Here is a 23,755-nt window from a genome sequence, read left to right on the forward strand (position 1 = left end):
GGCTATGCGCTTAACCCTTTATACGGATTACGCCTTTCGGGTTTTAATTTATCTGGAAACACAAAAAGACCGTCTTGTCTCTATTGGGGAGATTGCCCGTGTTTATGGAGTCTCTGAAAATCATTTAGTAAAGGTGGTGCATCGCTTAGGGCAGCATGGCTTTATTAAGACGCTGCGTGGGCGCAAAGGGGGGCTGCGTTTAGGGCGTGATGCGGCGGAGATTTATCTGGGTGATGTTGTCCGTTGTACAGAGGATGACCTCGCCCTTGTAAGCTGCATGCGTAAAGATGAGGCAGCAGCGGGCTGTATTTTGGTGGGGGGATGCCGTTTAAAACAGACGCTGTTGAAGGCACGTTTTGCGTTTATGGATGTGCTGGATAGCGTTACGCTGGCCGATGTAACTGCCCCGCATGAACGTACGATATTGATGGATGCTGTGCAGGAGGTAATTGCCACACCGCATGAAGGGCCTAAAGGTTAGGCCGGAATCTGCGCCAATTTGCCGTAGTTTGTTGATACGCAAAGTGCGAATAAGTCGGCAAGGCCTGCTCTATATGCGGATGAGGGATAAAGATAATCCCTGAATCTGTTAGGAAGCTATCAATCTCTTTAAAAGGAACATCATGCGTTTTTAGCTGTTGGGCAATCCAATTCATGGTTCCCATGACCATTGCTCCGGGGCCGGTAATGGCCCAGACATTTTCAAAAACACCTGTCTCGACAAAAGCGCGGACCTGGTGGAACATCGTTTCCATAATATGCTGCATGATGGGGTTCCCGGCCTCGTAAATGAGGATGTCATTATCAAGGCACCACGGATTGCCCACGGAGTAAGGTAGCAATGTCTTAAAATGGGCTCCTTTGGTTATGTCCGTAACAGGGGCGTGGCAGATAACATCGGCATCAATATACACACCGCCTTTGATATGCAGGTAACATAACCGCCAAAAATCAGAGAGCATGGCAGGATGGGGACAAGCCTCATACAGGGCTGCAATATCCGTGCCGAAATGCGCCTCAATAAACGCCCGAGCGGAGTCGGCATTGGCACGATGATAGGTGAAGTCAGGATGAGCGAGCCGGACGCTCTCCATGGCGGTGAGAATATCATCGGGCGGGGGCGTACTATCCCAAAATTGAGCAATATGTTTGGGTATGCGTCGTGGGAACTCCTGCGGCACAGAGCGCGAAATTGTAGGAAAGAGACGGCTCTCTAAGGCTAAGGCAAGGAGCGCAAAACACCCGTCATGTTCCCCTCGTAATGCCGCTTGGAACATCTCTTGGAAGGGAGCAGGATAATCTGGGAAATCAAAGCTCATCGCGGAAGCCAGTGGCAATGACGTAAAGCTCGCTCGATTCCTTACGGGAGGCAGGCGGCTTGACGTGCTTCACAACGGCGAAGTTGCGCTTCATCAGGTCTAGCATCTCTTTTTCTGACCCACCTTGGAAGACTTTTGCAATAAAGGCCCCGTCCGTAGCGAGGATTTTTAAGGCGAAGTCGAGTGCATTTTCAGCTAAGGCCATAATGCGGATATGATCAGTTGCAGCATGGCCTGTGGTGTTAGGTGCCATATCGGACATCACAAGGTCTGCGCGCCCGCCAAGCATGTTTTGGAGCCGCTCTGGCATGTCGGCTTCCATAAAATCCCCTTCGATGATGTCGGCCCCTGGTACGGGGTCCACTGGTAGTAAGTCCACCCCAATGACCTTAGCCGCCCCGCGCTTAACGGCAATCTGCGCCCAGCCCCCCGGTGCGGCACCCAGGTCCACCACGCGGCTACCGGGTTTGATGAAGTGGAAGCGGTCATCCATCTCCAGCAATTTGAAGGCCGCGCGGGACCGCCAGCCTTGTTGGCGTGCCGCACTGACGTAAGGGTCATTTAATTGGCGATTGAGCCAGCGTTGCTGGGCAGGGGTGCGCCCACGGGCTTTGCGTAGTTTGACGGTCTGCGTCCGTAAGGTTTGGGAGGCAGAGGCATCATCGGCGGGGTCGCGTGTGCCGGGTGTGCGTGAGTGACGCAAGGGCTTGCCGGGAACACGTTTTGCGGCTCGCTCTTTAGCAGGGCGGCGGGATGAGGGAGGTGTATCTTTTGGGCTCATAATGCGAGAAGATAAGCCCTTCCATCCTATCTGCAAAGGCCGCTTCGTCTTTTTGTTGCTGCAAGAGGCTTTTTGCCTGTAAGGGGCTGGCAGAGACATTGTGTTAGCCGTTGCACTAGAGAAGATAAGGGCCTTTTGTGAGACAATTTTACGCCGCCTTTATGGTTGCAGCCTTCGCCTTATGTATAGGGGCAGGCTTAGGATATTGGCAGACAGCGAGCCTTACCGGGGTGCTTATGGGGGTAGAGGCTGTAGCGATTCTAGCCCTGATGGAAACTGCTGAATCCATGGATAATGCGATTGTCGATTACGGTATTCTCAAAACCATGTCTCCACAATGGCAACGCCGTTATATGAGCTGGGGGATGCCGATTTCAGTTTTAGGGATGCGGTTTCTTTTCCCCATTCTGCTTGTGGCTATTGTCGCAGGGCTTTCCCCGTGGCAAGCGGCGCGTTTGGCGATGATGGAGCCGCAGCGTTATGCCCATATCATGCTCGGTGCGCGGGATATGATCGCCTCTTTTGGTGGGGCATTCCTCCTCCTTATCGCGCTGAATTACTTTTTAGATGATGATAAAACCCATCATTGGGTCACATGGGTGGAAAAGCCAGTAGCACGGCTTGGTGGGGTCCCCGCCTTGCCTGTGGGGGTGACATTAGCGGTGCTGATGGGGGTAAGCCGTTTGATGGGCCCCGGGCATGACCCGTTAGCCTTTCTCTTTTGGGGCTGTGGGGGGATTGTTGCCTATATATTGGGTAAAGAAGTTCTCGTCTGGTTGATTGGTGAGCCCGGTGCAGCCCCCCTTATGATGAAGGGCGGTTTGCTCAGCTTCCTCTATCTAGAGTTTATTGATGCGAGCTTCTCTTTTGATGGTGTCATTTCGGCGTTTGCTATTACGACAGACCCTATCATAATCGCCCTTGGCCTTGGTGTGGGGGCCATGTTTGTACGGTCTATGACCCTCTCCATGCTGAAAACGAACGCTTTGGCAGAGTATGTTTATGTAGAGCATGGGGCGTTTTATACCATCCTTATTCTGTCTCTTTTGATGCTATGTGGCGTGTTGGTCTCTGTACCAGAATGGATAACGGGGCTGGTCGGGCTATTATTGATAGGCGGGGCCTTTTTGGCGAGTCTGGCGCATAAGCGTCAGGGGTGAGGGGGTAGAAACAAGGGAAAAACGCGCCTGCCCTCTTGCGCCGGAAAATGAATGACGTTAGAAACCCGACTGCATACACCGCCTTGGGAGATAGTTTAGCGGTAGAACTACCGGCTCTGACCCGGTCAGCCCTGGTTCGAATCCAGGTCTCCCAGCCATTATGAGGGTGTTATGTTTAGCAGGCCGTCTTAGAGCGGTCTCACAGTGCCGCTTGGGAGATAGTTTAGCGGTAGAACTACCGGCTCTGACCCGGTCAGCCCTGGTTCGAATCCAGGTCTCCCAGCCAGTTATCTTAGCTTAAATGATGCACAAGTTCGCTTAACATACGCTTCAGATTTGCGTATCAGCGTATGCCGCTGTAAGGGAAGGCTCCCTTCTTCAAGGTTGGAGCATGGTACGATATGGCTGCAAAAATCTCATCTGATTTAATAGCGCGTTATGTGGGCAATCTGCCGCGTTATACCAGCTACCCAACTGCTGTTAGTTTCACTGATGCTATTGGTCCGCAAGATGTGGCAAGCTGGCTAAAGGCTTTGCCAGCTGAGCAATCGGTCTCGCTTTATTTTCATGTCCCTTTTTGTGATGAGCTATGCCGCTTTTGTGCCTGCAATACGGCTGTGATGCGGCAGGAGGAGGGACGTAAGGCATATGGGGCGTTATTGCTAGAGGAGATGCGCCGCGTTATCGCCCTGATAGGGCAAGGCCGCCTTGTACGGCATCTTCATTTTGGGGGAGGGACGCCGACAACCTTACCGCAGGATGTTTTACGGGAGGTCATGGCCGCTGTGCGTAGGGCGTTCCAGATAGCTCCAGATGCAGAGTTGGCTATGGAGATGGACCCGCGTCATGTTCCAGAGGGGATGTTGCCACTCTTGGCGGAGTTGGGGTTTAATCGCATCAGCTTTGGGGTGCAGGACCTTAACCCACGCGTACAAGAGACATGCGGGCGCGTACAATCTTATGAGCAAACTCTCGCCTGTGTGCAGCAAGCCCATGCTGCCGGGGTGCATGGGGTGAATATCGACCTCATCTATGGTCTGCCTTATCAAACGGTGGAGAGTGTGAAGGACACCGCCCAACGCATTGTGGCCATGCGACCAGATAGATTAGCTGTTTTTGGTTATGCTCATGTCCCGTGGAAGCAGAAACGCCAGCAACTCATCCCTCAGGAGGCCTTACCCGGTACGGAGGAGAGGGTTGAGCAAGCGGCGATGATTGATCACGTCTTGGTAGAGGCGGGCTATAAGCCCATTGGGCTAGACCATTACGCCCATCCAGATGATGCAATGGCGCGCGCTTATGAGGCCGGGACACTGCATCGGAACTTCCAAGGCTATACGATTGATTCCTCACCTGTTTTGCTGGGGATGGGGGCCTCGTCTATCTCCATGACGCCAGAGGGATATTATCAGAATATCCCCTCCACAGCCGCTTATGGCCGTGCTTTGAAGGAGCAAGACGGCCTGCCCATCGCCCGCGGTGTCTTTCGCACACAAGATGATCGTTGGCGGGGGAGGGTGATTGAGACCATCATGTGCCTCTCTGCTGTGGACCTTACCCCTTATATTCCAGAAGGGCAGGCTCTAAGTCAGGCTTTTGCTGCGGAGTTAGAGGCGTTACGCTCTTTTGAGGAAGATGGGTTGATTCACTGGCAAGGGAATCACCTTAGCCTGACAGAAAAGGGCAAGCCTTTCCTCCGGCATGTGGCAGCGGTGTTTGATGCGCGGCAGAAAGAGCTTGCCGCAAAGCAAACAGGCCAAGCGACGCCGCGTTTTTCGGCTTCATTGTGAGATAGAAGGGTCATAGTGGCGGATTTTCTTTGCCTCCCTTTGCAGAGTGCGTTATGAGACCCTGCCAACGGCTTAAAACCTATCAATAGGGTTAGGCTGACCGAGTTGTATCGACACAGGACGCACGAGCGAGGGCGTAGGCAGCATGACAAACTTCCCACAAGAGAGACTTTATAACCGAGTGCGTGATGCCTTGGCCTTTGATGATGTCCTTATTGAACCTGTTGAATCCTCTGTTCTGCCGGGGCAGGTCAGCACAAAGACGCGCCTTACCCGTAAGCTTAGCCTGAATATTCCGCTTCTTTCCTCCGCTATGGATACAGTGACGGAAGAAGAAATGGCTATTTGCATGGCCCAGCAAGGCGGTATGGGGGTTATCCATAAAAACCTAACGCTGGAGGAGCAGGCCGAGCAGGTCCGCCGTGTGAAGCGTTTTGAGGCCGGGATGGTGGTTAATCCCGTAACAGTTGGGCCGGACCAAACCCTGCGGGAAGTCCATGAGATTATGGCCCGCAATGGGATTTCTGGCCTCCCAGTTGTGGAGAAAAGCGGCAAGCTGGTTGGGATTTTGACCAATCGTGACATGCGCTTTACCGCTGATGAGACAACACTTGTCCGCGATATGATGACCCATGAAGGGTTGGTGACGGTTAAGCATGGGGCATCGCCTGAGCAAGCCCGCCAACTCCTGCATGACCATCGGATTGAGAAGCTCCTTGTTGTGGATGATGCAGAGCATTGCGTGGGGCTGATTACCGTTAAGGATATGGATAAAGCAACGACCCATCCTTTGGCGGTAAAGGATGCTGAGGGCCGGTTGCTCTGTGCGGCGGCTATCGGCGTAGGGGAAGATGGCCTCCGCCGTGGGGCTGCCCTTGTGGATGCGGGGGTGGATGTGCTGGTGGTTGATACCGCCCATGGCCATTCCCGCGGTGTGTTAGAAACTGTTGCGCAATTACGGGATCGTTATGCGGATGTGCAGCTCATTGCGGGGAATGTCGCGACACCAGAGGCTGCACAAGCTTTGATTCGCTCCGGTGCAGATTGTGTAAAGATTGGCATTGGCCCAGGGTCCATCTGCACAACGCGTGTGGTGGCGGGTGTGGGTGTGCCGCAATTCTCTGCGGTGTTGGAGACAGCGGCCGCCTGTCATGAGCTTGATGTCCCCGCTATTGCCGATGGGGGGATTCGGACCTCTGGCGATATCGTCAAAGCCATTGGGGCGGGTGCGGATGTTGTGATGGTTGGTTCCATGCTCGCAGGATGTGAGGAAAGCCCTGGTGAGAGCTTCCTTTATCAGGGGCGGACCTATAAAGCGTATCGTGGTATGGGCTCCATGGGGGCGATGGCCCGTGGCTCGGCGGATCGTTACTTCCAAGGGGAGGTACGCGATACGCTCAAGCTGGTTCCAGAGGGGATTGAGGGGCAAGTGCCTTATAAAGGCCCGATGGCAGCGGTGGTGCATCAGCTTGTTGGGGGGCTGCGGGCTGGTATGGGTTATACAGGCTCCGCTACCGTGGCAGATTTGCAAGTTCGGGCGAAGTTCCGCAAAATTACGAATGCTGGCCTGCGCGAAAGCCATGTGCATGATGTGACCATCACGCGGGAAGCACCGAACTATCGTCTGTAAGGTGATTTTTCCCTTTCCTGAAGGACGGAAACAGGGTAGGCGGGGGCCATGACCCCCGCTGCTCGTCTCTCTGGTGCGATTGATCTGCTTTGTGCGATTCAAAATGCGCCTCATCGTCCGGCTGATGCCGTGGCTAATAACTTCTTCCGCGAACGCCGCTATATTGGTGGCGGGGATCGCAGGGCTATCTCGACCTTAGCGTGGGATGTGCTGCGGGCGTGGCGGCGGCTGCATTGGCATTTACGGGCAGAGTTACGGTACCGGCATGAGGATATTTCCCCACGGCTTTTATGCGCGGCGATGCTGCATTTTGTGGGGCAGCCTTTATCCTCCATTCAGGCGTTATTTAGTGGGGAGCGTTACGCGCCAGCCCCATTGAGTGAGCGTGAATATGCGATGCTGGCGGCATTAGAGGGCCAATCCATCACAGATGAGAAACAAGCCCTCCCTGTCAGGTTGGAATATCCTGATTGGTTGCACCCTTATTTAGAGCGTGATTTCGGTGAGCGATTGGAGGAGGAAATGCGTGCCCTCATGGGGGCTCCAACGCTCGACCTCCGCGTGAATCTGCTGAAAGGAACGCGTGAGGAAGCCTTGCGCCGCCTTAAGCGGGAAGGGTTTGATGGGCAGCCAACGCCTCTTTCCCCTTGGGGGATTCGTCTTGAGGGCCGCCAGCCCGTTACCGCTGCGGCACTTTTTCGGGATGGTCTGGTAGAGATTCAGGATGAAGGGAGCCAGCTCATCGCTGCGGCGGTGGATGCCCGCCCCGGCGAGCGGTTGCTTGATTATTGCGCTGGTGCGGCGGGAAAGACCTTAGCTATTGCCATGACGATGGAAAATAAGGGTCAAATTGTCGCATGTGATGTCTCCTCTATACGGTTGGAGGGGGCTGTAAAGCGGTTGCGCCGGGCGGGTGTGCATAATGTGACGCGCCATCTCCTCAAAGAGGGAGATAAATGGGCCAAACGGCGGGAAGGGCAGTTTGAGACGGTATTGGTCGATGCGCCTTGCTCTGGTACGGGAACATGGCGGCGTAACCCTGATGCACGGCTGCGGCTAAGTGAGACGGATGTACAAGAGCTTTGCGTAAAGCAAGCCGCTATTTTGGATATTGCCGCACGGCTTGTTCGCCCCGGTGGTAAATTGGTTTATGCCACATGCTCTCTCTTAGGGGTGGAGAATACCCAGCAGATAGAGGCCTTCCTTAAAAGAAGGGCTGATTATCAGCGCCTTCCTTCAGCGCGGCGGTCTTTATTCTTGCCAGAGAGCTTGCGCCAAGATTCTGCCTTTGCCCTTACCCCCTATAGCTATGGGACAGATGGCTTTTTTGTTGCGGTGATGGAGCGTAGCGCACAAAATTAAGCCTCTTACAGCCTTATTAGCGTGATGGCGGAGCTTTTCTGCCATGGAGCGTTTGTGTATTTATTGTGAGAATGGCTGATATTCGGCTACGCGCAATGGAGGAAATACGCTCCCTATGGCCTATGATGTTCTCTTTGGTGTGGTGCTAACATTTGGGGCTGGTATGCTGGCGCAATGGGTGGCGTGGCGTCTGCACTTGCCAGCAATTGTGTTGCTGTTTGCTATGGGGCTGCTTTTTGGCCCTGTGCTAGGCTGGTTGAACCCCTCCGAAACATTAGGCCATGCCTTCCGTCCGCTTGTCTCTATGCTGGTCGCCTTGATCGTTTTTGAAGGCGGCCTTGCGCTGGATCTTCGTCAGTTACGCGAGGCTGGGCAAGGGGTTGCACGTTTGACGATGGTGGCCTTGCCTATCAACTGGCTCTTAGGCTCCATAGCGGCGCATTATGTTGCACGGCTGGAGTGGGGGCCGTCTTTTCTCTTTGGGGCGATTATCGTGGTGACGGGGCCTACGGTCATTCTGCCTTTGCTACGCAGTGCCAAGTTACAACCGCGTGTTGCTGCCTTTTTACGGTGGGAAGCGATTGTGAATGACCCGCTAGGGGCTATTCTTGCTGCGGTTGTGATGCAGGTTATGTTGCTGCATCTCGACCTGCATAAACAGATGCTCTTTGTCCACACCTTGCCTGATATGGTTGTGGCGGGGGCTTTGTCTGTTGCTGCGGGGATATTGCCTGCTTATTTGCTCAGCTATCTCTTTACGCGGGACTTAATGCCGGAGCTGCTAAAGGTCCCTGTCATTCTAACACTAGCCCTGGTTATTTTTGAGGCCTGCACATTGGCGATGGAAGGTGCGGGGCTAATCGCCGTAACCGTTTTTGGCATGATGCTGACCAACTTACACCCGCCGGGGATGAATGATCTAAAACGCACAAAGGAATCCCTTGTTGTGCTGATGGTCTCGGTATTGTTCATCCTCCTCGCGGCGGATTTGCATCGTGGGGTTCTGGCACGGCTCTCGGTCCCGATTTTATTGCTGACCTTAGTGGTGTTGTTTGTGGTGCGGCCACTGGGGATTTTCCTCTCCACATTAGGCACAACGATGAGCTGGCAAGAGCGGCTTTTTGTTGGCTGGATTGCCCCGCGCGGTATTGTTGCAGCGGCTGTGGCTGGGGCTGCGGGGATTAAATTGGCAGAGGCGGGGTATCCTTCGGCAGAGTTGGTGATGCCTGCGGTGTTTGCAGTCATTGCTGTGACGATGATTTGCCATGGCTTTTCCCTCGGTCCCCTCGCACGGCGGCTGCATCTGACACTCTCTAACGAGCCAGCTTTGGTCATTCTAGGCGGTAATGCGTGGTCAACGGACCTCGCCGCATGTTTGAATGAGGAGAAAGTACCCGTCTTGCTTGTTGATACAACAGCGCAAGAGCTTATGCCTGCTGCACGGCTCGGGGTGCCTGTTTTAAAGACGGAACTCCTCTCCGCAGCCGGGCAAGAAGCTTTGGAGGAGCGGCCCGCCGATTATCTGATCGCGACAACAGGGGATGCGATTTATAATGGTATGGTTTGCGGGCATTTAGCCCCTCATATGGGGCGGGAGCGCGTTTATCAGGTTAGCCCCGGTGTGGCACGGCTGGACCTCTATCGTGGTCTTTCGCGTGATGCGCGTGGGAAAGTACTGGGAGAGCCGGGATGGAACTATACGTTTTTTGATACGTTATTTAGTCGTGGTTGGCGTTTTAAGAGCTATACCGTTACGGAAGTAATGGCTGATTTGTTGGAAAAAGAAGAAAACCGGATCGATCTGCTCATCGTACGCCGTGGGACGGGTATCTTTATACGCTCGGCAGAAGATAGGACTAAGACGAGTCCAGCTGCGGGGGATTTGGCTATTTCCATGTTCTCGCCAGAAGGGCAAGAGGCCTTTACCGGGGTAAAAGAGGAGGCAGAGCTACGTGAAGAGGCATAGCCTTCTGTTTTTAAACGGATTAGGGTAGTGTTGGTTGGTTAGTAGCAGTGCTATGCTTTTCAGGCTCTTTTTTGGGGGGATGTTGAGGGCAAGGCTGTAACTGAACTGTATTTATGAACAGGATTTTTGAGACATGAATACGCGGCACTCAATATTGATTGTTGACGATGATGATGGTTTAGGTTCCGTCTTAGCGGCTCAGTTGTCAGAAGGAGCGGCTTATCGGGTAGAGCGGGCAACCACGCTTGCTCTTGCAGAGGAAGTGTTGGGTCGTTCTGAGGGGCGGATTAATATTGTCTTGTTGGATGTGAATCTTCCTGATGGTGATGGCCGGGAATTTTGTGCGGCATTACGTAAAAAGGGGTTAGCAATCCCTATTATCATCATGACAGGATCTCATGATGAAGATGATGTCATTCGTGGTCTTGATGCAGGGGCGAATGATTATGTGGCTAAGCCTTTTCGCATTGGTGAGTTAAAGGCGCGTGTGAGAGCGCAGCTGCGTTTGTTTGAAAATAGCGAGGACGTTGTTTTTGATATTGGTCCTTATGTCTTTCGCCCCGCAAACAAGCAGCTTTTTGAGCCTAAAACAGGTCAGCGGATTCATTTAACAGAGAAAGAGACAGCTATCCTTAAATATCTCTATCGCGCAGGAGGGCAGCCGGTAGAGCGTGATGTGCTGTTGCATGAGGTCTGGGGGTATCACGCCTCTGTAACGACCCATACATTAGAGACCCATATTTATCGCCTTCGCCAAAAGATAGAGCCGGGGCAAGGCCGAGCTGGGATTTTGCTGACAGAGGGTGGGGGCTATTGCCTTAACCCTAATGTGTAAGACGTTCTCCAAAGCAGGCTGGTCCTATCATGTTAGGTCAGCCTGCACTCTTTATAGGGTGGTATTGTTAGAGGGTAATGTCCATCATGACCGGTGCATGGTCGGAGGGGGATTCCCAGTCGCGTAGCGCGCTGAGAACGGTGATTTTTTGCATATTGGGGAGAATATCTGGCGTGGCCCAAATATGGTCCAACCGGCGGCCACGGTTAGATTTCTTCCAATCTCGGTTGCGATATGACCACCATGTATAGAGTTTTTCTGGCTCTGGGATGGCAGTACGCATGGCATCTTCAAAGCCTGTGTGCATCCAGTCTAACAGGCCGGATGTCTCAATGGGTGTGTGGCTAACAATTTTGAGGAGCTGTTTATGGCTCCATACGTCATGCTCTAGCGGGGCGATGTTTAAATCCCCCACAAGGATGCTTCTTTTAGGAGGATGGGCTGTAAACCACTCTTTGGCTTCTTCTAAAAAAGCGAGCTTATGGGCGAATTTTTCGTTCTCGTCTGGGTCTGGTATGTCGCCACCAGCAGGGACGTAGAAATTATGAAGATTCACCGGGCCGGAGTCTGTATGAAGGCGCGCAGCAACATGGCGGCAATCCATCTTGCCGCACCAATCAGGTGCATGAGATAGGGCGGGCTCTAACGGTATGCGTGATAGAATCGTCACGCCGTTATAGCTTTTCATCCCGCGATAAAGCTGATGCGGATAGCCTAGGGCCGTTAACGCCTCTTGGGGGTAGAGCGGGTCGGGGACCTTTGTTTCCTGAAGGCAGATGACATCAGGGGCGTATTCTTCGCTTAGACGCGTTAAGAGGGGCAGCCGGAGGCGAAGTGAATTGATATTCCATGTAATAAGACGCATGGCTTTTGATCCCTCTTTAAGCGGAAAAATTCAAGTATGATCTTGCGATTATGGCTTATTACGCCACATTGAAGCGTATAGCGAAGGAAGGGGCCTTATAGATGTCTATTTTCATCATGGATACGCATATTGATATTCCGTGGGAGGAAAAAACGGCGGATGGCCTTCCCAGTTGGCACAAGCGTGACCAAGCTGATTGCGCCCAGCGAGATGTAGAGCGGCGGTTTACGGTCCCCAAAGCGAAAGCGGGCGGGTTAGGGGCGGCTTGTTTAGCAGCCTATACACCACAAGCAGGCCTTGATGAAGCTGGTCATGCGGCGGCATGGCGGCGGGCGCAAGCTATGTTAGAGGCAATAGAGGATATGGTTCCCCATTATCTTGAGGGGGAGGCGGCTCTATGTCACACAGCCGCGCATATACGGCAAGCGGTGCAAAATGGCGATGTCGCGCTCATCCCGGTGATGGAGAATGGTTATCCGATAGGAGAGGATGATAGCCGTATTGGCTGGCTCGCTCAGCGTTATGGGGTGCGTTATATGACCCTTACCCATAATGGGCATAATCTCCTAGCGGATTCCGCAGTGGTACGAGAAGGCCCAGAGGAAGCACATGGCGGCTTATCCTCGCTGGGCCGCCGTGTGATTCAACAGATGAATCGTCATGGCATGTTGGTGGATGTCTCACATGCATCGCGCAAGACGATGATGCAGGCTGTAGAACTTTCCGAGGTACCGGTTTTTGCTAGTCATTCTTGCGTGCGGGCTTTGTGTGACCATCCGCGTAATCTGGATGATGGGCAACTAGATGTGTTGAAGGCGAGTGGCGGGCTCATCCAAATCACAGCCATGGGGGCGTTTTTAAAACGTGGCGGTGGTGGCACAGCGGCGGATTTTGCGAAGCATGTGCTGTACGTTATCCGCCGGATAGGTGTGGAGCATGTTGGTCTCTCCTCCGACTTTGATGGCGGGGGCGGCATAGAGGGCTGGCAGGATGCTGGTGAGACCCATCAACTCATCCAAACATTACAAGAGCATGGGCTGGATGATAGTGAGATTCGCGCTGTGGCGGGTGAGAATATGCTTACTCTTTTGGAGAAGGCAGAAGAAAGAATGACGAAGAGTCAAACATAATTTTCCTTTTTGGCGATGTTTTGGGTATTTTCTGTCCACTATTTTTTTCAGAAACGGGATTGACAGTTATATCGGGGGGAAAAGGGGGGAACATCTATGTTACGGGTTAGAAAACCTTTTATAAATCGTTGTTTTTCAGATAGTTAGTGATGGTGACTAAAAAATAGGCAATCTCTCAAAAAGGAGAGAAACTCTGCGATGCGGCGTTTTACCCTTGGGGTATTCACAGCTTTTTCCACAGGAATAGTGGATGAGTTTGCTAAGCCTTATAAAATCAGGAAGAATTGGCGGTAAATGAGCATTATGGCTGAATCCCCTCACGGTGTGGCTGCGATTCGGAAGGCCCTGAAGACAATCCCTGACAGTCCGGGCGTCTACCGTATGGTCGGGGCGAAGGGGGAGGTGCTTTATGTTGGTAAGGCCCTAAACCTTAAGAAACGTGTAACCTCTTATACCCATCTCTCTCGCCTATCCGAACGTATTCGTCTGATGGTGACGCTTACTATGGGGATGGAGATTGTCGTCACCAGGACAGAGGCCGAAGCTTTGTTGCTAGAGGCCAATTACATCAAGCGGATGAAGCCACGCTTTAATATCCTCTTGCGGGACGATAAATCTTACCCGTGGTTGTTGCTAAGTGGGGACCACGCTTACCCTCGCCTAATGCGCCAAAGGGGGAAACCGATAAAAGGGGCGACTTATTGGGGGCCTTTTGCGTCATCTCGTGCGGTGGATCAGACGATTCAGGTGATTCAACGGGCTTTTATGCTGCGGACATGCACCGATAGCGTGTTTGAATCCCGCACTAGGCCTTGTTTGCTTTATCAAATTAAGCGTTGTTCTGCCCCCTGTGTGGAGCGGATTAGCGCGCAGGAATATCAAGCGTTAGTTGGACAAACGAAGGAGTTCCTCAGCGGTGGAGGGCGGGAGCTTCAACAACGGCTCACAAAAGAGATGGAAGATGCCGCGGAGGAGATGGCTTTTGAGCGTGCTGCGCTGATTCGGGACCGTATCCGCGGCTTTGCGAATCTTCGAGCCTCAGGTGCGATTAATCCCATTACTATTCGAGAAGCAGATGTTGTGGCTTTGTGGCAGCAAGCGGGACAGAGCTGCATACAGGTTTTCTTTATCCGAGGAGGACGAAATAATGGGAACCGCGCCTTCTATCCGCGTCATGCGAAGGATGAGCCAGCGGCAGATGTTCTTTCTGCTTTTTTATTGCAATTTTATGAGGATAAACAACCACCCGCTCAGATATTGACGAATCTTGCTCCGCAAGAGGATGCTTTGTTGATGGAGGCTCTGACACTACAGCGCGGGCATAAGGTGCAGATACTCCAACCACAAAGGGGGGAGAAAAAAGATGTGTTGGATCATGCCGTCCTCAATGCGCGCGAAGCGTTAGAACGCCGCTTAGCAGAGACAGCAGGACAGGCGGCTCTTTTGGAAAAGGTGGCGGATTTGTTTGGTCTTCCTGCGCCGCCAAAACGTATCGAAGTGTATGATAACTCTCATCTGATGGGCCAAGCCCCTTATGGGGCGATGATTGTTGGCGGGCCGGAGGGGTTTGTAAAACGGGCTTACCGTAAGTTTTCCATTCGTGGTCCTGTGGCACCGGGCGATGATTTTGGAATGATGAAGGAGGTTATGAGCCGCCGTTTTGCACAATTAAGTATGGAGGATGCAGGGAGTGAGGCATGGCCAGATCTGTTGTTGATTGATGGCGGCAAAGGCCAAGTACGAGTCGTAAAAGAGATGCTTGAGGAGAAGGGCCTGTCCTCCATTCCGATTGTGGGGATTGCGAAAGGGGTGGATCGCAATGCGGGGCGAGAGTGGTTTTTTGTCGAAGGGCGGGAGCCATTTCAATTACCTGTTAATGATGCTGTCTTATATTATCTACAACGCCTGCGTGATGAGGCGCATCGCTTCGTGATTACAACCCATAGGGCTGGTCGCTCTAAGGCGTTAACGCGCTCAGGGTTGGATGATGTGCCCGGCATTGGCCCAGCACGGAAGAAGGCATTGCTGACACGCTTTGGGTCTGTTCGGCAGGTGCGCCAAGCGGCAATAGAGGAGTTAGAACATGTACCGGGAATTAATCGTGAAATGGCGCAGGTCATTTATGGATATTTCCATCCAGAATGGGTAAGAGAGCAAAGTGACGTCTCCGAAAAACCCTGGCTAGATTCATAGTTAGGGCATGGCCTGCCGGATAGGGATACATAGTGCTTAATCTTCCCAATCTTCTGACTTTGTTCCGTATTCTTGTGATCCCGTTATTAATCGGGTGCCTCGCTGGTGGTGGCATCTGGGCAGATATTGCTTTTTGCTTATATGTTGGGGCATGTGTGACGGATTATCTGGACGGAGCCTTAGCACGCAGGCAAGGTTTAACGTCTGACTTAGGCCGGATGATGGACCCGATTGCAGATAAGCTCTTGGTGGGTAGTTTGCTTTTAGCCCTCGCCGGGCTGGGAGGCTTGCATTTTTGGTCCCTCTATGCAGCTATTTTGATTATGTTGCGAGAGATTTTAATTAGTGGGTTGCGGGAATATATGGCCTCTCAAAATCAGACAATCCCTTCAACTCGTTTGGCGAAATGGAAAACGGGGATACAAATGGTGGCCATAGGTTTGCTCATTCTTGGGCAAGGGGGTATTAGTTCTTTCCATGATGTGGCCCGGTATTTTGGGTTTATGGGGGCAGTATTGCTTTGGCTGTCTGTGATTCCTACCCTTTTGACAGGAACAGGTTATTTAAAAGCAACTATGGCACGGATGCGGGTATAAAAGGTGGGATATCAGTCAGATAAATCAAATAGCCATGCAGGGGCTTACCGCCTTCTTCTCTTGTCAGAGCCTGCTTATAAAACACGTATTATGCACCGGATGATGCCCAAGGGCGATGGGATGAGGCGGGCTAGTCTCGTTATTTTATCGTGTTTAACGGCAAGCTGTACGGGGTGGGATAGGCGTGCAGGGGAGATGTTTAACCCCATCGGCAACCCTAACTCTCCCGATGCACAGAGTGAAGTGGCACGCCGTGTGCGGGGCGAAGTTGCGAGTACAACCCCTATCCTTCCAGAGGAAGGCGATATTTGGCCCGGCCAGCCAGAGCCTGTGCCAAGCTTACAGGATGTAAGCCGCTCCAATAGTCAGTTCGTTAATAAGTGGCATCAATTAAGGCCACAGCTTGAGGCGGACCTGAAGCATCAGTTGGCTGATGGGCAGGGTTTAGCGGTAGGCGAGGATGTTGGCAAACGCTATGGATCTGGCAAAGCGATTATGCCAGCAGAAACCCCTTTGCCATCGCATGTGCAGGATAATGCTGATGCTTATCTAGAGCCAGTGGATCAGAAAAAGGCGGAGCAATCTGCCAAGGCTTTGTTGGCCGAAAGCCATGTAGATTCTGTTCCCCTTCCCGATATAAAGCCTCAGCCTCAGCCTCAGCCCCAGCCTCAGGCGCAGGAGGTTGTGCAGAAGGAGGCTACATCTTCTCCAGCTCCGCAGGCGCATGTCGCTCCGCCGCCACCTGCTGCGCTTATTGTGGTGCCGCCTTTGCCTGCCACTCGGCAGGCCACCGCGCAGCCTGAACATAAGGAGACAATGGCTAAGCTGGAGAGAATGCCAGCTGCCCCTGTTGTGGCTCCTATCGCTTCGCAAAAAGCACCATCTTCCGTTGCGCCGGTTATTGTGCCGCCTGCACCGGTACACGCTCCCATCAAGGAGGAGGCGAAGAAGATGCCTCCTGTAACGGCACAAGCGTCTCGGTATAGTGAGGATGTTGCTGCAGTTTTCGCAGCTGGTGGTGGGGCATTGCCGCTACATGAATATGGTAGCAGGCATGAGAAGACTCCGGCCAAGACTACGCCATATAGCGCACCGATTGCCTCTGCCGTGCCAAATACTGTACCCCCTAAAACGGAACGTGTGGAAGCAAGCCCTCAGCAATGGAATGATTTTGGGGAGGAGGCAACCAAAGCTTCTACTGTCTCTAGGCGTCATGATAACGTAAAGGCTTCGGTTGTAGAGCCACTTGTACCGGGGGCGGTCTCTATTCCTAATGGGGATGGGACCTATACCTTTATCCGACCGGATGGGACAATTAAGGTCGTAAGCGAGATACGCGGTGGTGCCTTTAAGAAGGCCACAACGCACCACTCTGATAAGAGTTTAAGTCTTACGGAGGAGTATGCAAAACCGCATTATGTACGGCCTACTCAACAGCTAGAGAATAATCGATATGATTGGGAAGGCGATGTGATTAAGCTCTCTGAGCGGGTAGGAGAGGAAGATACGATGACAGTGAGGCGGAAGGGCGGTTACCATAAAGGGACATCCTACCGTGGACATAGTGTTGTAAAGCATGGTCATTCTCGCCATCATGCGTCTCGTCATCGCTATAATGATTTGGATGCTTTTGGCGATAGATAAAAGATAATTGCTTTTAGGGGGAATCTTCTGCCAAAAAGGCTTGACCTGAAAGGCACAAGGTATCATTCTCCCGTCCAAGTATTCGGGAATATGCTGCTTGGAATAATGGTGAAGCGGCATCCCATCACGGCAGCAGTCCGAGGGTAGTATGGCTAAGACAAATGTTATCATGATCCGTCTCGTTTCTTCCGCAGATACGGGTTATTTTTATGTGACGAAGAAGAACGCACGTACAGCAACAGGCAAGATGGAAGTGCGTAAGTATGACCCTGTTGTGCGTAAGCATGTGGTCTTTCGCGAAGCGAAGATTAAGTAAGGGTCTTCGTAGAAATCTTATAAAAAAGGCGGCTCACTCTGGGCCGCTTTTTTTGTATCTGGAGGTGATGGGAAGACGCGTTTAATAAAGCGGGTGTTTATCCCCATAAGGAATGACTAAATCGCCTTTGAGACTATCATTCAGCATAGCGCGGCTTCGCTCGTCCAACATATCAGAGTCGAGGGCATTTTCATTAAGGGCTAAAACGCGCCGCCGCCAGATATTTTGCTCCGCATGGGCATTAGCTAAGGCTAGCTGCGCCTCTGCCTGTAGGGTCTTTTGGTGCTGATAGGCCCTAATCCCTAACTCGCCATGAAGGGCGTTCCAGACGAAATAGGCCGCTAGGAGAAGAAAGAGGAGAGGGGCACAGATAGCTCTTACGCTGCGCCGTAAAAAGACGAACACCATATCCCCCTTAACGTCTCGTAAATAAAATCACGGAATCACCCTATAAAGGATTTTTGCAACAAGCAAGTTACGCAGAGGATATAAAAAAACCCCGCCTTGTGGGCGGGGTTTCTTTTAGACCAATGGCCTATGGCTGAAGATTACTTGCGTGTCTTCAGGATGTTGCGACCAGCATATTGTGCGCTATCACCAAGCTGCTGCTCAATGCGGATCAGCTGGTTGTATTTTGCCATACGGTCAGAGCGGGACATGGAACCTGTCTTGATCTGCCCTGTGTTCACAGCAACGGCGAGGTCAGCAATGGTGCAATCCTCTGTCTCACCAGAGCGATGGCTCATCACAGTCGTGTAGCCAGCGCGTTGAGCCATTTCCACAGCACGCAATGTCTCTGTCAGAGAGCCAATCTGGTTAACCTTGACGAGTAGGGAGTTAGCAACGCCCTTCTCAATGCCTTCAGCAAGACGCTCAGGGTTTGTTACGAACAAATCGTCACCAACGAGCTGAATCTTGTCGCCGAGACGCTTTGTAAGCTCTTGCCAACCTTCCCAGTCATCCTCAGCAAGACCATCCTCGATGGAAACAATCGGGAACTTCTTGGTCAGGCCTTCCAGATAATCGACCATCTCGCTGGAGGAGAAGCTCTTGCCTTCACCCTTCATCTCGTAACGGCCGTTCTTGTAGAACTCTGTGGAAGCGCAGTCCATAGCAAGGGTAATGTCTTTACCAAAGCTATAGCCAGCATCTTTAACGGCTTTCTCGATATAGCCGAGAGCATCTTCTGTGGAGTTTAGGTTAGGCGCAAACCCACCTTCGTCACCCACATTGGTGTTCAGGCCATTCTTGTGCAGCTCTTTCTTCAAACAAGCGAAGATTTCAGACCCCATACGGATAGCTTCTGCAACGGAGGAAGCACCGACTGGCTGGATCATGAACTCTTGGAAGTCGATAGCATTATCAGCATGCTCACCACCATTGATGATGTTCATCATCGGGACGGGCAGAACATGAGCAAATGTGCCACCGACATAGCGGTATAGCGGCAGGTCCAGCTCCTCAGCTGTAGCGCGGGCAACAGCGAGGGAAACACCGAGGATGGCGTTTGCACCCAAGCGGCCTTTATTTGGTGTGCCATCCAGCTCAATCATGGCCTTATCAATGGCAATCTGGTCTTCAGATTCCATGCCACGCAGCTTATCGGCAATCTCTGTGTTAACAGCGTTGACAGCCTTCAGGACGCCCTTACCGTGGAAGCGTTTTTTGTCGCCATCGCGCAGCTCCACAGCTTCGTGGGCACCGGTGGAGGCACCAGAGGGAACAGCAGCGCGGCCGGTCACACCGGAGGCTAGTTCAACATCTACCTCAACAGTCGGGTTACCACGGCTGTCCAGAATTTCGCGGGCAATAATATCAACAATTGCGCTCAAGGGACTTCTCCTGACTCTATGCGGCGGAGCCTGCACGGCCTATCATCAGGCGCGAAGCAACATCCGCTTACACCTTATTTTAGTCTCAAAAACCGGGCCTGAGGTCAATTAAGATGCGACAATTTCCTGTCACGGCAGCCATGCTTATTGTGCTTGGCGGTGTTTTGCCTTTGTTAATGGGCGGCTGGCTCTTTTTGGCGGGGATTGTCATGTCTCTGCCGCATTTAACACTCGTTTTGCTTACGTATGGGGGCTGTCTCTTACCCTTTTATGGGGCGATGAATTGGGGTTTCTTAGCCTGCAAGCCCACCATCATCCTCCCGAAAAGGGAAAGCCTGCGTGATAAGCGGGCGATTCTCTTGGGGTGTTTTGCGTTTTTATGGGGATGGTTAGCCATGGGTGTTGGGGCCTCTGGCTCTTTAAAAATAGGTTTTGCGCTGGAAATAGGGGGCTTTCTCAGCCTCATCTTATTAGAACGACTCGCAAACCGGCATGGTGACTTCCCGCCCGGTTATTTTCTGGTACGGGTGATTAGCAGCATTTTATGCGTGATTGGCTTCACGCTCGCGCTTCTTTCTCCGCAAGGTCAGTTCTGAGAGCCTTGCTTTACCAAACGGTCTATGCCGATGAGCGGCTCTAACAAAGCGCGCATATCGGCAAGGGGGATCATCGTAGGGCCATCACTAGGAGCGGTATCAGGGGTCTGGTGCGTCTCGATGAATAGCGCACTCACTCCCGTTGCAACAGCCGCACGGGCGAGGGGGGCGACAAACTCCCTCTGCCCACCAGTTGCATGGCCTAACCCACCGGGTTGCTGGACGGAATGAGTGGCGTCGAACACAACAGGATAGCCCGTCTGGGCCATAATCGGCAGGGCGCGCATATCGTTAATAAGCATCCCATAACCAAAACATGTCCCGCGTTCACAAAGGAGGATGCGGTGATTACCGGTGGATTCCAGCTTTTCAACGATATGTTTCATATCGTAGGGGGCGAGGAACTGCCCTTTTTTTACATTCACAACCTTGCCGGTTTTTCCCGCTGCGATGAGGAGGTCCGTTTGCCGACAGAGAAAAGCAGGAATCTGAAGGACATCCACAGCTTCTGCTACCGGGGCACATTGCTCAGGGGCGTGGACATCAGTGAGAACGGGGATTGAAAAATGAGCGCGAATATCGGCGAGGATTTTAAGCCCCTCTACTATTCCCACACCACGCGCAGCGCGGAGGGAGGTGCGGTTCGCTTTATCGAAGCTGCTTTTATAAATGAGGTCGATACCCAACTCACGGCAGAGCGTGCTTAACGCCTCCGCCATGAAGAAAGCGTGGTCACGCGATTCGATTTGGCACGGCCCAGCAATAAGGCGAAAGGGCTGATCCTGCCCTAGGCTGAATGTCCCTAAAGGAACATTCACGCCTTATCCTCCCGTGTTTGATGCTCTTTTTTGGCCGCCCCGATAAACCCGCTAAAGAGAGGGTGTGGGTCAAAGGGTTTAGAGAGCAATTCTGGGTGATATTGCACACCGATGAACCAGGGATGGTCAGGATATTCAACAACTTCAGGCAGAACACCATCAGGCGACATGCCAGAGAAGCGGAGAGAGGTTTTCTCCAGCACTTCACGATAATGGACGTTCACTTCCCAGCGATGGCGATGGCGTTCGCGGATGTCGGTTTTACCGTAAATGGCCGCCACGCGAGAGCCTTCGACCAGCTTAGCCGGGTAGGCCCCTACGCGCATAGTCCCGCCCAAATCGCCCCCTTCGCGGCGGCGGAGTAGCTCTGTCCCACGGGCCCATTCCGTCATTAGCCCGACTAACGGTTCTTCTGTAGGGCCGAACTCGGTAGAGGAGGCTTTTTTCAACCCGGCGAGGGAGCGGGCACATTCGATAACGGCCATTTGCATCCCAAAGCAGATGCCGAGGAAGGGGATACGGTTTTCCCGCGCATAACGCACGGCATTGATTTTCCCCTCCGAGCCACGCTCGCCGAACCCACCGGGAACGAGGATGCCATCCATGCCGCGTAGCTGGTTCTCAAGTTGGGCGGGGTCTTCCAGATTTTCTGCATCAATCCAGTTCATATGGACGCGCACATCTTGGGCGATTCCACCATGGAGCAACGCTTCGGCAAGGGATTTGTAGCTATCGAGTAAGGCCGTGTATTTACCAACAATCCCGATGCGTACTTCCCCTTTAGGCTCACGCACACCACGGACAATCTTCTCCCAGCGGGAGAGGTCTGGTGCGGTATCATGTGGCAGGCCAAAATAACGGAGGACTTCGCGGTCCATCCCTTGTTCATGATACGCAATAGGGCAGGCATAGATTGTATCGACATCCAAAGCGGCAATGACAGCTTCAGGACGAACATTACAGAAGCTGGCAATTTTTTGCCGCTCTGTTTGCGGGATGGGTCTATCGGACCGGCAGAGGAGAATCTGTGGTTGTAAGCCAACATTTTGCAATTCTTTGACAGAATGTTGCGTTGGCTTGGTCTTTAATTCTCCCGCGGAGGGGATATAGGGCAGAAGGGTGAGATGCACGCACATCGTGTTCTCATGGCCCAAATCATTCCGTAATTGGCGAATCGCCTCTAGGAAGGGCAGGCTCTCAATATCGCCGACTGTCCCGCCAATCTCGACAAGGACGAAGTCATAGCCATCAGTATCGGAGACAACGGCCTCTTTAATCGCATCGGTAATATGCGGGATGACCTGAACTGTAGCCCCAAGATAATCGCCGCGCCTCTCGCGCGCGATGACGTTGGAGTAAATCCGCCCCGTTGTGGTGTTGTCGGAGCGGCGGGCATGCTCCCCGGTGAAACGCTCATAATGGCCGAGATCAAGGTCTGTCTCAGCACCATCATCGGTGATGAACACCTCCCCGTGCTGATAAGGGCTCATCGTGCCTGGATCAACATTGAGATAAGGGTCCAGCTTCCGAATGCGGACTTTATGCCCACGAGCTTGGAGGAGGGCAGCCAGAGCTGCCGAGGCGATACCTTTACCGAGGGAGGATACAACCCCACCCGTCACAAAAACAAAGCGCGTCATGGGAGGCCCTTATATAGCGAAGAGGCAGGGAAGGGGAAGTAGATTATGGCTTAACTTCCCCTAAAATTAGTGCCCTAAAATTAATGAGCAGGTGTTGGCTCATTTTGTGTCTGTCCCTGCGTCTGTGCGGGAGCAGTAGGAGCCTGCGGGGCCGCTGCTTGCGGTGCAGTTTGTGCAGCTGGTTGGGATACAGGCGGATGAGCGAGAATATCACGCCCATTGCTCGCACCAGAGGAGGCTCCGCGATTCAAGATGGCAAGGACTAAGCAGAGAATCATAAACAGGGCAGCTAGCACCGCCGTACTACGGGTGAGCAAAGTAGCCGTGCCACGCCCAGACATAAAAGAGCCAAGACCCTGACTATTGCCAACGCCAAGACCACCGCCTTCGCTACGCTGAATCAGGATAACGCCGATAAGGGCTAGGGCAACCAGAACAGTGAGGATAAGCAATAATGTGGTCATTCAATCAGGGTCCAAAAGTTACGAAGTCAGTTGAGGCGTCGTGGCCTCAGCCGCAGCGGTGATAATATCTAAGAAGCTCTGCGCCTCCAAACTAGCACTGCCAACAAGCACTCCATCTACGGCTTCGATAGACATAATGGAAGGGGCCTGTACAGATGTTACGGACCCGCCATACAGGACCGGGACGCGAATGTCATCTGTCATCAAGCGCATAGGCAATAAAGCACGAATGAGAGTTAGCTTCCTTTGGAGTTCCTCATGGGAAGGGGTAATCCCACTACCAATGGCCCAAACAGGCTCATAAGCAACGATTCCGCGGAAGCCTCTTGTAAGAGAGCCTTCAATTTGGCTGGCAAGGACACTTGCCGCACGGCCCTCATTACGTTCGGCAAGGTGCTCGCCAATACAGACAATCGGGGTCACGCCCGCAGCCGTAGCGGCTTTGACCTTCTGGCGAATCACGGCATCTGTTTCACCATGATTCTGGCGGCGTTCAGAATGGCCAAGGATGACATAGCTAGCCCCTAGAGCTTTGATCATCTGCGGGGAAATATCCCCCGTAAAAGGCCCTGATGCTGCTGGATAACAATCTTGCGCCCCTAAAGCGAGCTGCTCATTTGGTAGGCCAATTTCATCAAGCTCGCTATGAACCCCAGCTAGTTGAGTAAAGGGTGGGCATAGGATGGTGTGGAGGTGGCTAGGCGGAGGATTGTCCCTTAATCCTTGAGCAACTCCGCGTGCAAGCTCTAGGCCATATTCGTGGCGGGCCTGCATCTTCCAGTTCCCAATGACGAATTTGGGTACAGTGGTCATTCTGC

22 protein-coding genes and 2 tRNA genes are annotated in these 23,755 nt (G+C 52.7%); 15 read left to right on the forward strand and 9 right to left on the reverse strand.

Features of this window, described 5'->3' with window-relative positions; all coding sequences use genetic code 11:
- The first annotated feature begins 4 nt into the window (after positions 1-4).
- Entirely contained in the window at positions 5-481 is a 477-nt protein-coding gene (locus GM556_RS03215; protein ID WP_155573042.1) for an Rrf2 family transcriptional regulator, read from the forward strand.
- Here the strand turns inward: GM556_RS03215 and GM556_RS03220 are convergent.
- Both GM556_RS03220 and GM556_RS03225 read right to left on the reverse strand, forming a co-directional pair.
- On the reverse strand, positions 471-1,319 hold the full coding sequence (locus GM556_RS03220) for a glycosyltransferase family 32 protein (protein ID WP_155579229.1): 849 nt from the start codon (positions 1,317-1,319) through the stop codon (positions 471-473). The genes GM556_RS03215 and GM556_RS03220 overlap by 11 nt on opposite strands.
- Positions 1,309-2,100: an RlmE family RNA methyltransferase gene (locus GM556_RS03225; RefSeq protein WP_155573044.1), complete on the reverse strand. Its 792-nt coding sequence runs from the start codon at positions 2,098-2,100 to the stop codon at positions 1,309-1,311. Before GM556_RS03225 ends, GM556_RS03220 begins: the two co-directional genes overlap by 11 nt.
- Before the next feature lie 137 nt (positions 2,101-2,237).
- Here GM556_RS03225 and GM556_RS03230 point away from each other — a divergent pair, with 137 nt between their 5' ends.
- The 8 genes from GM556_RS03230 (at position 2,238) to GM556_RS03265 (ending at position 10,843) form a co-directional block, all read left to right on the forward strand.
- Positions 2,238-3,260 carry a DUF475 domain-containing protein gene (locus tag GM556_RS03230; RefSeq protein WP_155579230.1) on the forward strand — a complete coding sequence of 341 codons (1,023 nt, stop codon included), beginning with the start codon at positions 2,238-2,240 and terminating at the stop codon, positions 3,258-3,260.
- Between the two features lie 84 nt (positions 3,261-3,344).
- Positions 3,345-3,418, forward strand: a tRNA-Gln gene (locus GM556_RS03235).
- A gap of 54 nt (positions 3,419-3,472) precedes the next feature.
- Positions 3,473-3,546: transfer RNA gene (locus GM556_RS03240), tRNA-Gln, on the forward strand.
- 115 nt (positions 3,547-3,661) lie between these two features.
- A complete protein-coding gene (gene hemN / locus GM556_RS03245; RefSeq protein ID WP_155579231.1) occupies positions 3,662-5,050 on the forward strand; it encodes an oxygen-independent coproporphyrinogen III oxidase in 1,389 nt (462 codons plus the stop codon).
- A gap of 145 nt (positions 5,051-5,195) precedes the next feature.
- Complete coding sequence (guaB, locus tag GM556_RS03250) at positions 5,196-6,680, forward strand: IMP dehydrogenase (protein ID WP_099026001.1); 1,485 nt, start codon at positions 5,196-5,198, stop codon at positions 6,678-6,680.
- A 48-nt stretch (positions 6,681-6,728) separates the two neighbouring features.
- Positions 6,729-8,042, forward strand: coding sequence for an RsmB/NOP family class I SAM-dependent RNA methyltransferase (locus GM556_RS03255; RefSeq protein ID WP_155579232.1), 1,314 nt, complete (start codon positions 6,729-6,731; stop codon positions 8,040-8,042).
- Between the two features lie 115 nt (positions 8,043-8,157).
- The gene (locus GM556_RS03260; protein WP_155579233.1) at positions 8,158-10,008 is read left to right on the forward strand and encodes a sodium:proton antiporter; all 1,851 of its coding nucleotides are present in this window, start codon (positions 8,158-8,160) and stop codon (positions 10,006-10,008) included.
- Between the two features lie 133 nt (positions 10,009-10,141).
- Positions 10,142-10,843 (forward strand): response regulator transcription factor, encoded by a 702-nt coding sequence (locus tag GM556_RS03265; protein ID WP_155573050.1) that lies wholly within the window; start codon positions 10,142-10,144, stop codon positions 10,841-10,843.
- Between the two features lie 67 nt (positions 10,844-10,910).
- Here the strand turns inward: GM556_RS03265 and GM556_RS03270 are convergent, their stop codons facing one another.
- Positions 10,911-11,708 carry an exodeoxyribonuclease III gene (locus GM556_RS03270; protein ID WP_155573051.1) on the reverse strand — a complete coding sequence of 266 codons (798 nt, stop codon included), beginning with the start codon at positions 11,706-11,708 and terminating at the stop codon, positions 10,911-10,913.
- A 101-nt stretch (positions 11,709-11,809) separates the two neighbouring features.
- Here GM556_RS03270 and GM556_RS03275 point away from each other — a divergent pair, with 101 nt between their 5' ends.
- From GM556_RS03275 to rpmG, 5 genes are all read left to right on the forward strand, one after another.
- A complete protein-coding gene (locus GM556_RS03275; protein ID WP_155579234.1) occupies positions 11,810-12,838 on the forward strand; it encodes a dipeptidase in 1,029 nt (342 codons plus the stop codon).
- Positions 12,839-13,132: 294 nt separating this feature from the next.
- Entirely contained in the window at positions 13,133-15,031 is a 1,899-nt protein-coding gene (uvrC, locus tag GM556_RS03280; RefSeq protein WP_155579235.1) for an excinuclease ABC subunit UvrC, read from the forward strand.
- 29 nt (positions 15,032-15,060) lie between these two features.
- Positions 15,061-15,627, forward strand: coding sequence for a CDP-diacylglycerol--glycerol-3-phosphate 3-phosphatidyltransferase (gene pgsA / locus GM556_RS03285; RefSeq protein WP_266137731.1), 567 nt, complete (start codon positions 15,061-15,063; stop codon positions 15,625-15,627).
- 120 nt (positions 15,628-15,747) lie between these two features.
- Positions 15,748-17,271: a hypothetical protein gene (locus tag GM556_RS03290; RefSeq protein WP_196424764.1), complete on the forward strand. Its 1,524-nt coding sequence runs from the start codon at positions 15,748-15,750 to the stop codon at positions 17,269-17,271.
- Positions 17,272-17,419: 148 nt separating this feature from the next.
- Positions 17,420-17,587 (forward strand): 50S ribosomal protein L33, encoded by a 168-nt coding sequence (rpmG, locus tag GM556_RS03295; RefSeq protein WP_043561310.1) that lies wholly within the window; start codon positions 17,420-17,422, stop codon positions 17,585-17,587.
- An 81-nt stretch (positions 17,588-17,668) separates the two neighbouring features.
- Here rpmG and GM556_RS03300 read toward each other — a convergent pair whose 3' ends face one another.
- Positions 17,669-17,995, reverse strand: coding sequence for a septum formation initiator family protein (locus GM556_RS03300; RefSeq protein WP_155573055.1), 327 nt, complete (start codon positions 17,993-17,995; stop codon positions 17,669-17,671).
- Positions 17,996-18,135: 140 nt separating this feature from the next.
- Positions 18,136-19,419, reverse strand: a complete 1,284-nt coding sequence (eno, locus tag GM556_RS03305) for a phosphopyruvate hydratase (protein WP_155579237.1) — start codon at positions 19,417-19,419, stop codon at positions 18,136-18,138.
- Between the two features lie 113 nt (positions 19,420-19,532).
- Between eno and GM556_RS03310 the strand changes: the two genes are divergently transcribed.
- On the forward strand, positions 19,533-20,015 hold the full coding sequence (locus GM556_RS03310; protein WP_155579238.1) for a DUF3429 domain-containing protein: 483 nt from the start codon (positions 19,533-19,535) through the stop codon (positions 20,013-20,015).
- On the opposite strand, the gene kdsA is transcribed toward GM556_RS03310, so the two are convergent.
- From kdsA to tpiA, 4 genes are all read right to left on the reverse strand, one after another.
- Positions 20,006-20,833, reverse strand: coding sequence for a 3-deoxy-8-phosphooctulonate synthase (gene kdsA / locus GM556_RS03315; protein WP_266137703.1), 828 nt, complete (start codon positions 20,831-20,833; stop codon positions 20,006-20,008). The two genes, GM556_RS03310 and kdsA, sit on opposite strands and share 10 nt — an antisense overlap.
- Positions 20,830-22,473, reverse strand: a complete 1,644-nt coding sequence (locus GM556_RS03320; protein WP_155573058.1) for a CTP synthase — start codon at positions 22,471-22,473, stop codon at positions 20,830-20,832. The genes kdsA and GM556_RS03320 overlap by 4 nt, the downstream gene beginning before the upstream one ends.
- Before the next feature lie 80 nt (positions 22,474-22,553).
- Positions 22,554-22,937 (reverse strand): preprotein translocase subunit SecG, encoded by a 384-nt coding sequence (secG, locus tag GM556_RS03325; protein ID WP_155579239.1) that lies wholly within the window; start codon positions 22,935-22,937, stop codon positions 22,554-22,556.
- An 18-nt stretch (positions 22,938-22,955) separates the two neighbouring features.
- Positions 22,956-23,750, reverse strand: a complete 795-nt coding sequence (gene tpiA / locus GM556_RS03330; protein WP_155579240.1) for a triose-phosphate isomerase — start codon at positions 23,748-23,750, stop codon at positions 22,956-22,958.
- Positions 23,751-23,755: the final 5 nt, after the last annotated feature.

The organism is Bombella sp. ESL0378 (genome assembly GCF_009725845.1).
Lineage (GTDB): Bacteria > Pseudomonadota > Alphaproteobacteria > Acetobacterales > Acetobacteraceae > Bombella > Bombella pollinis.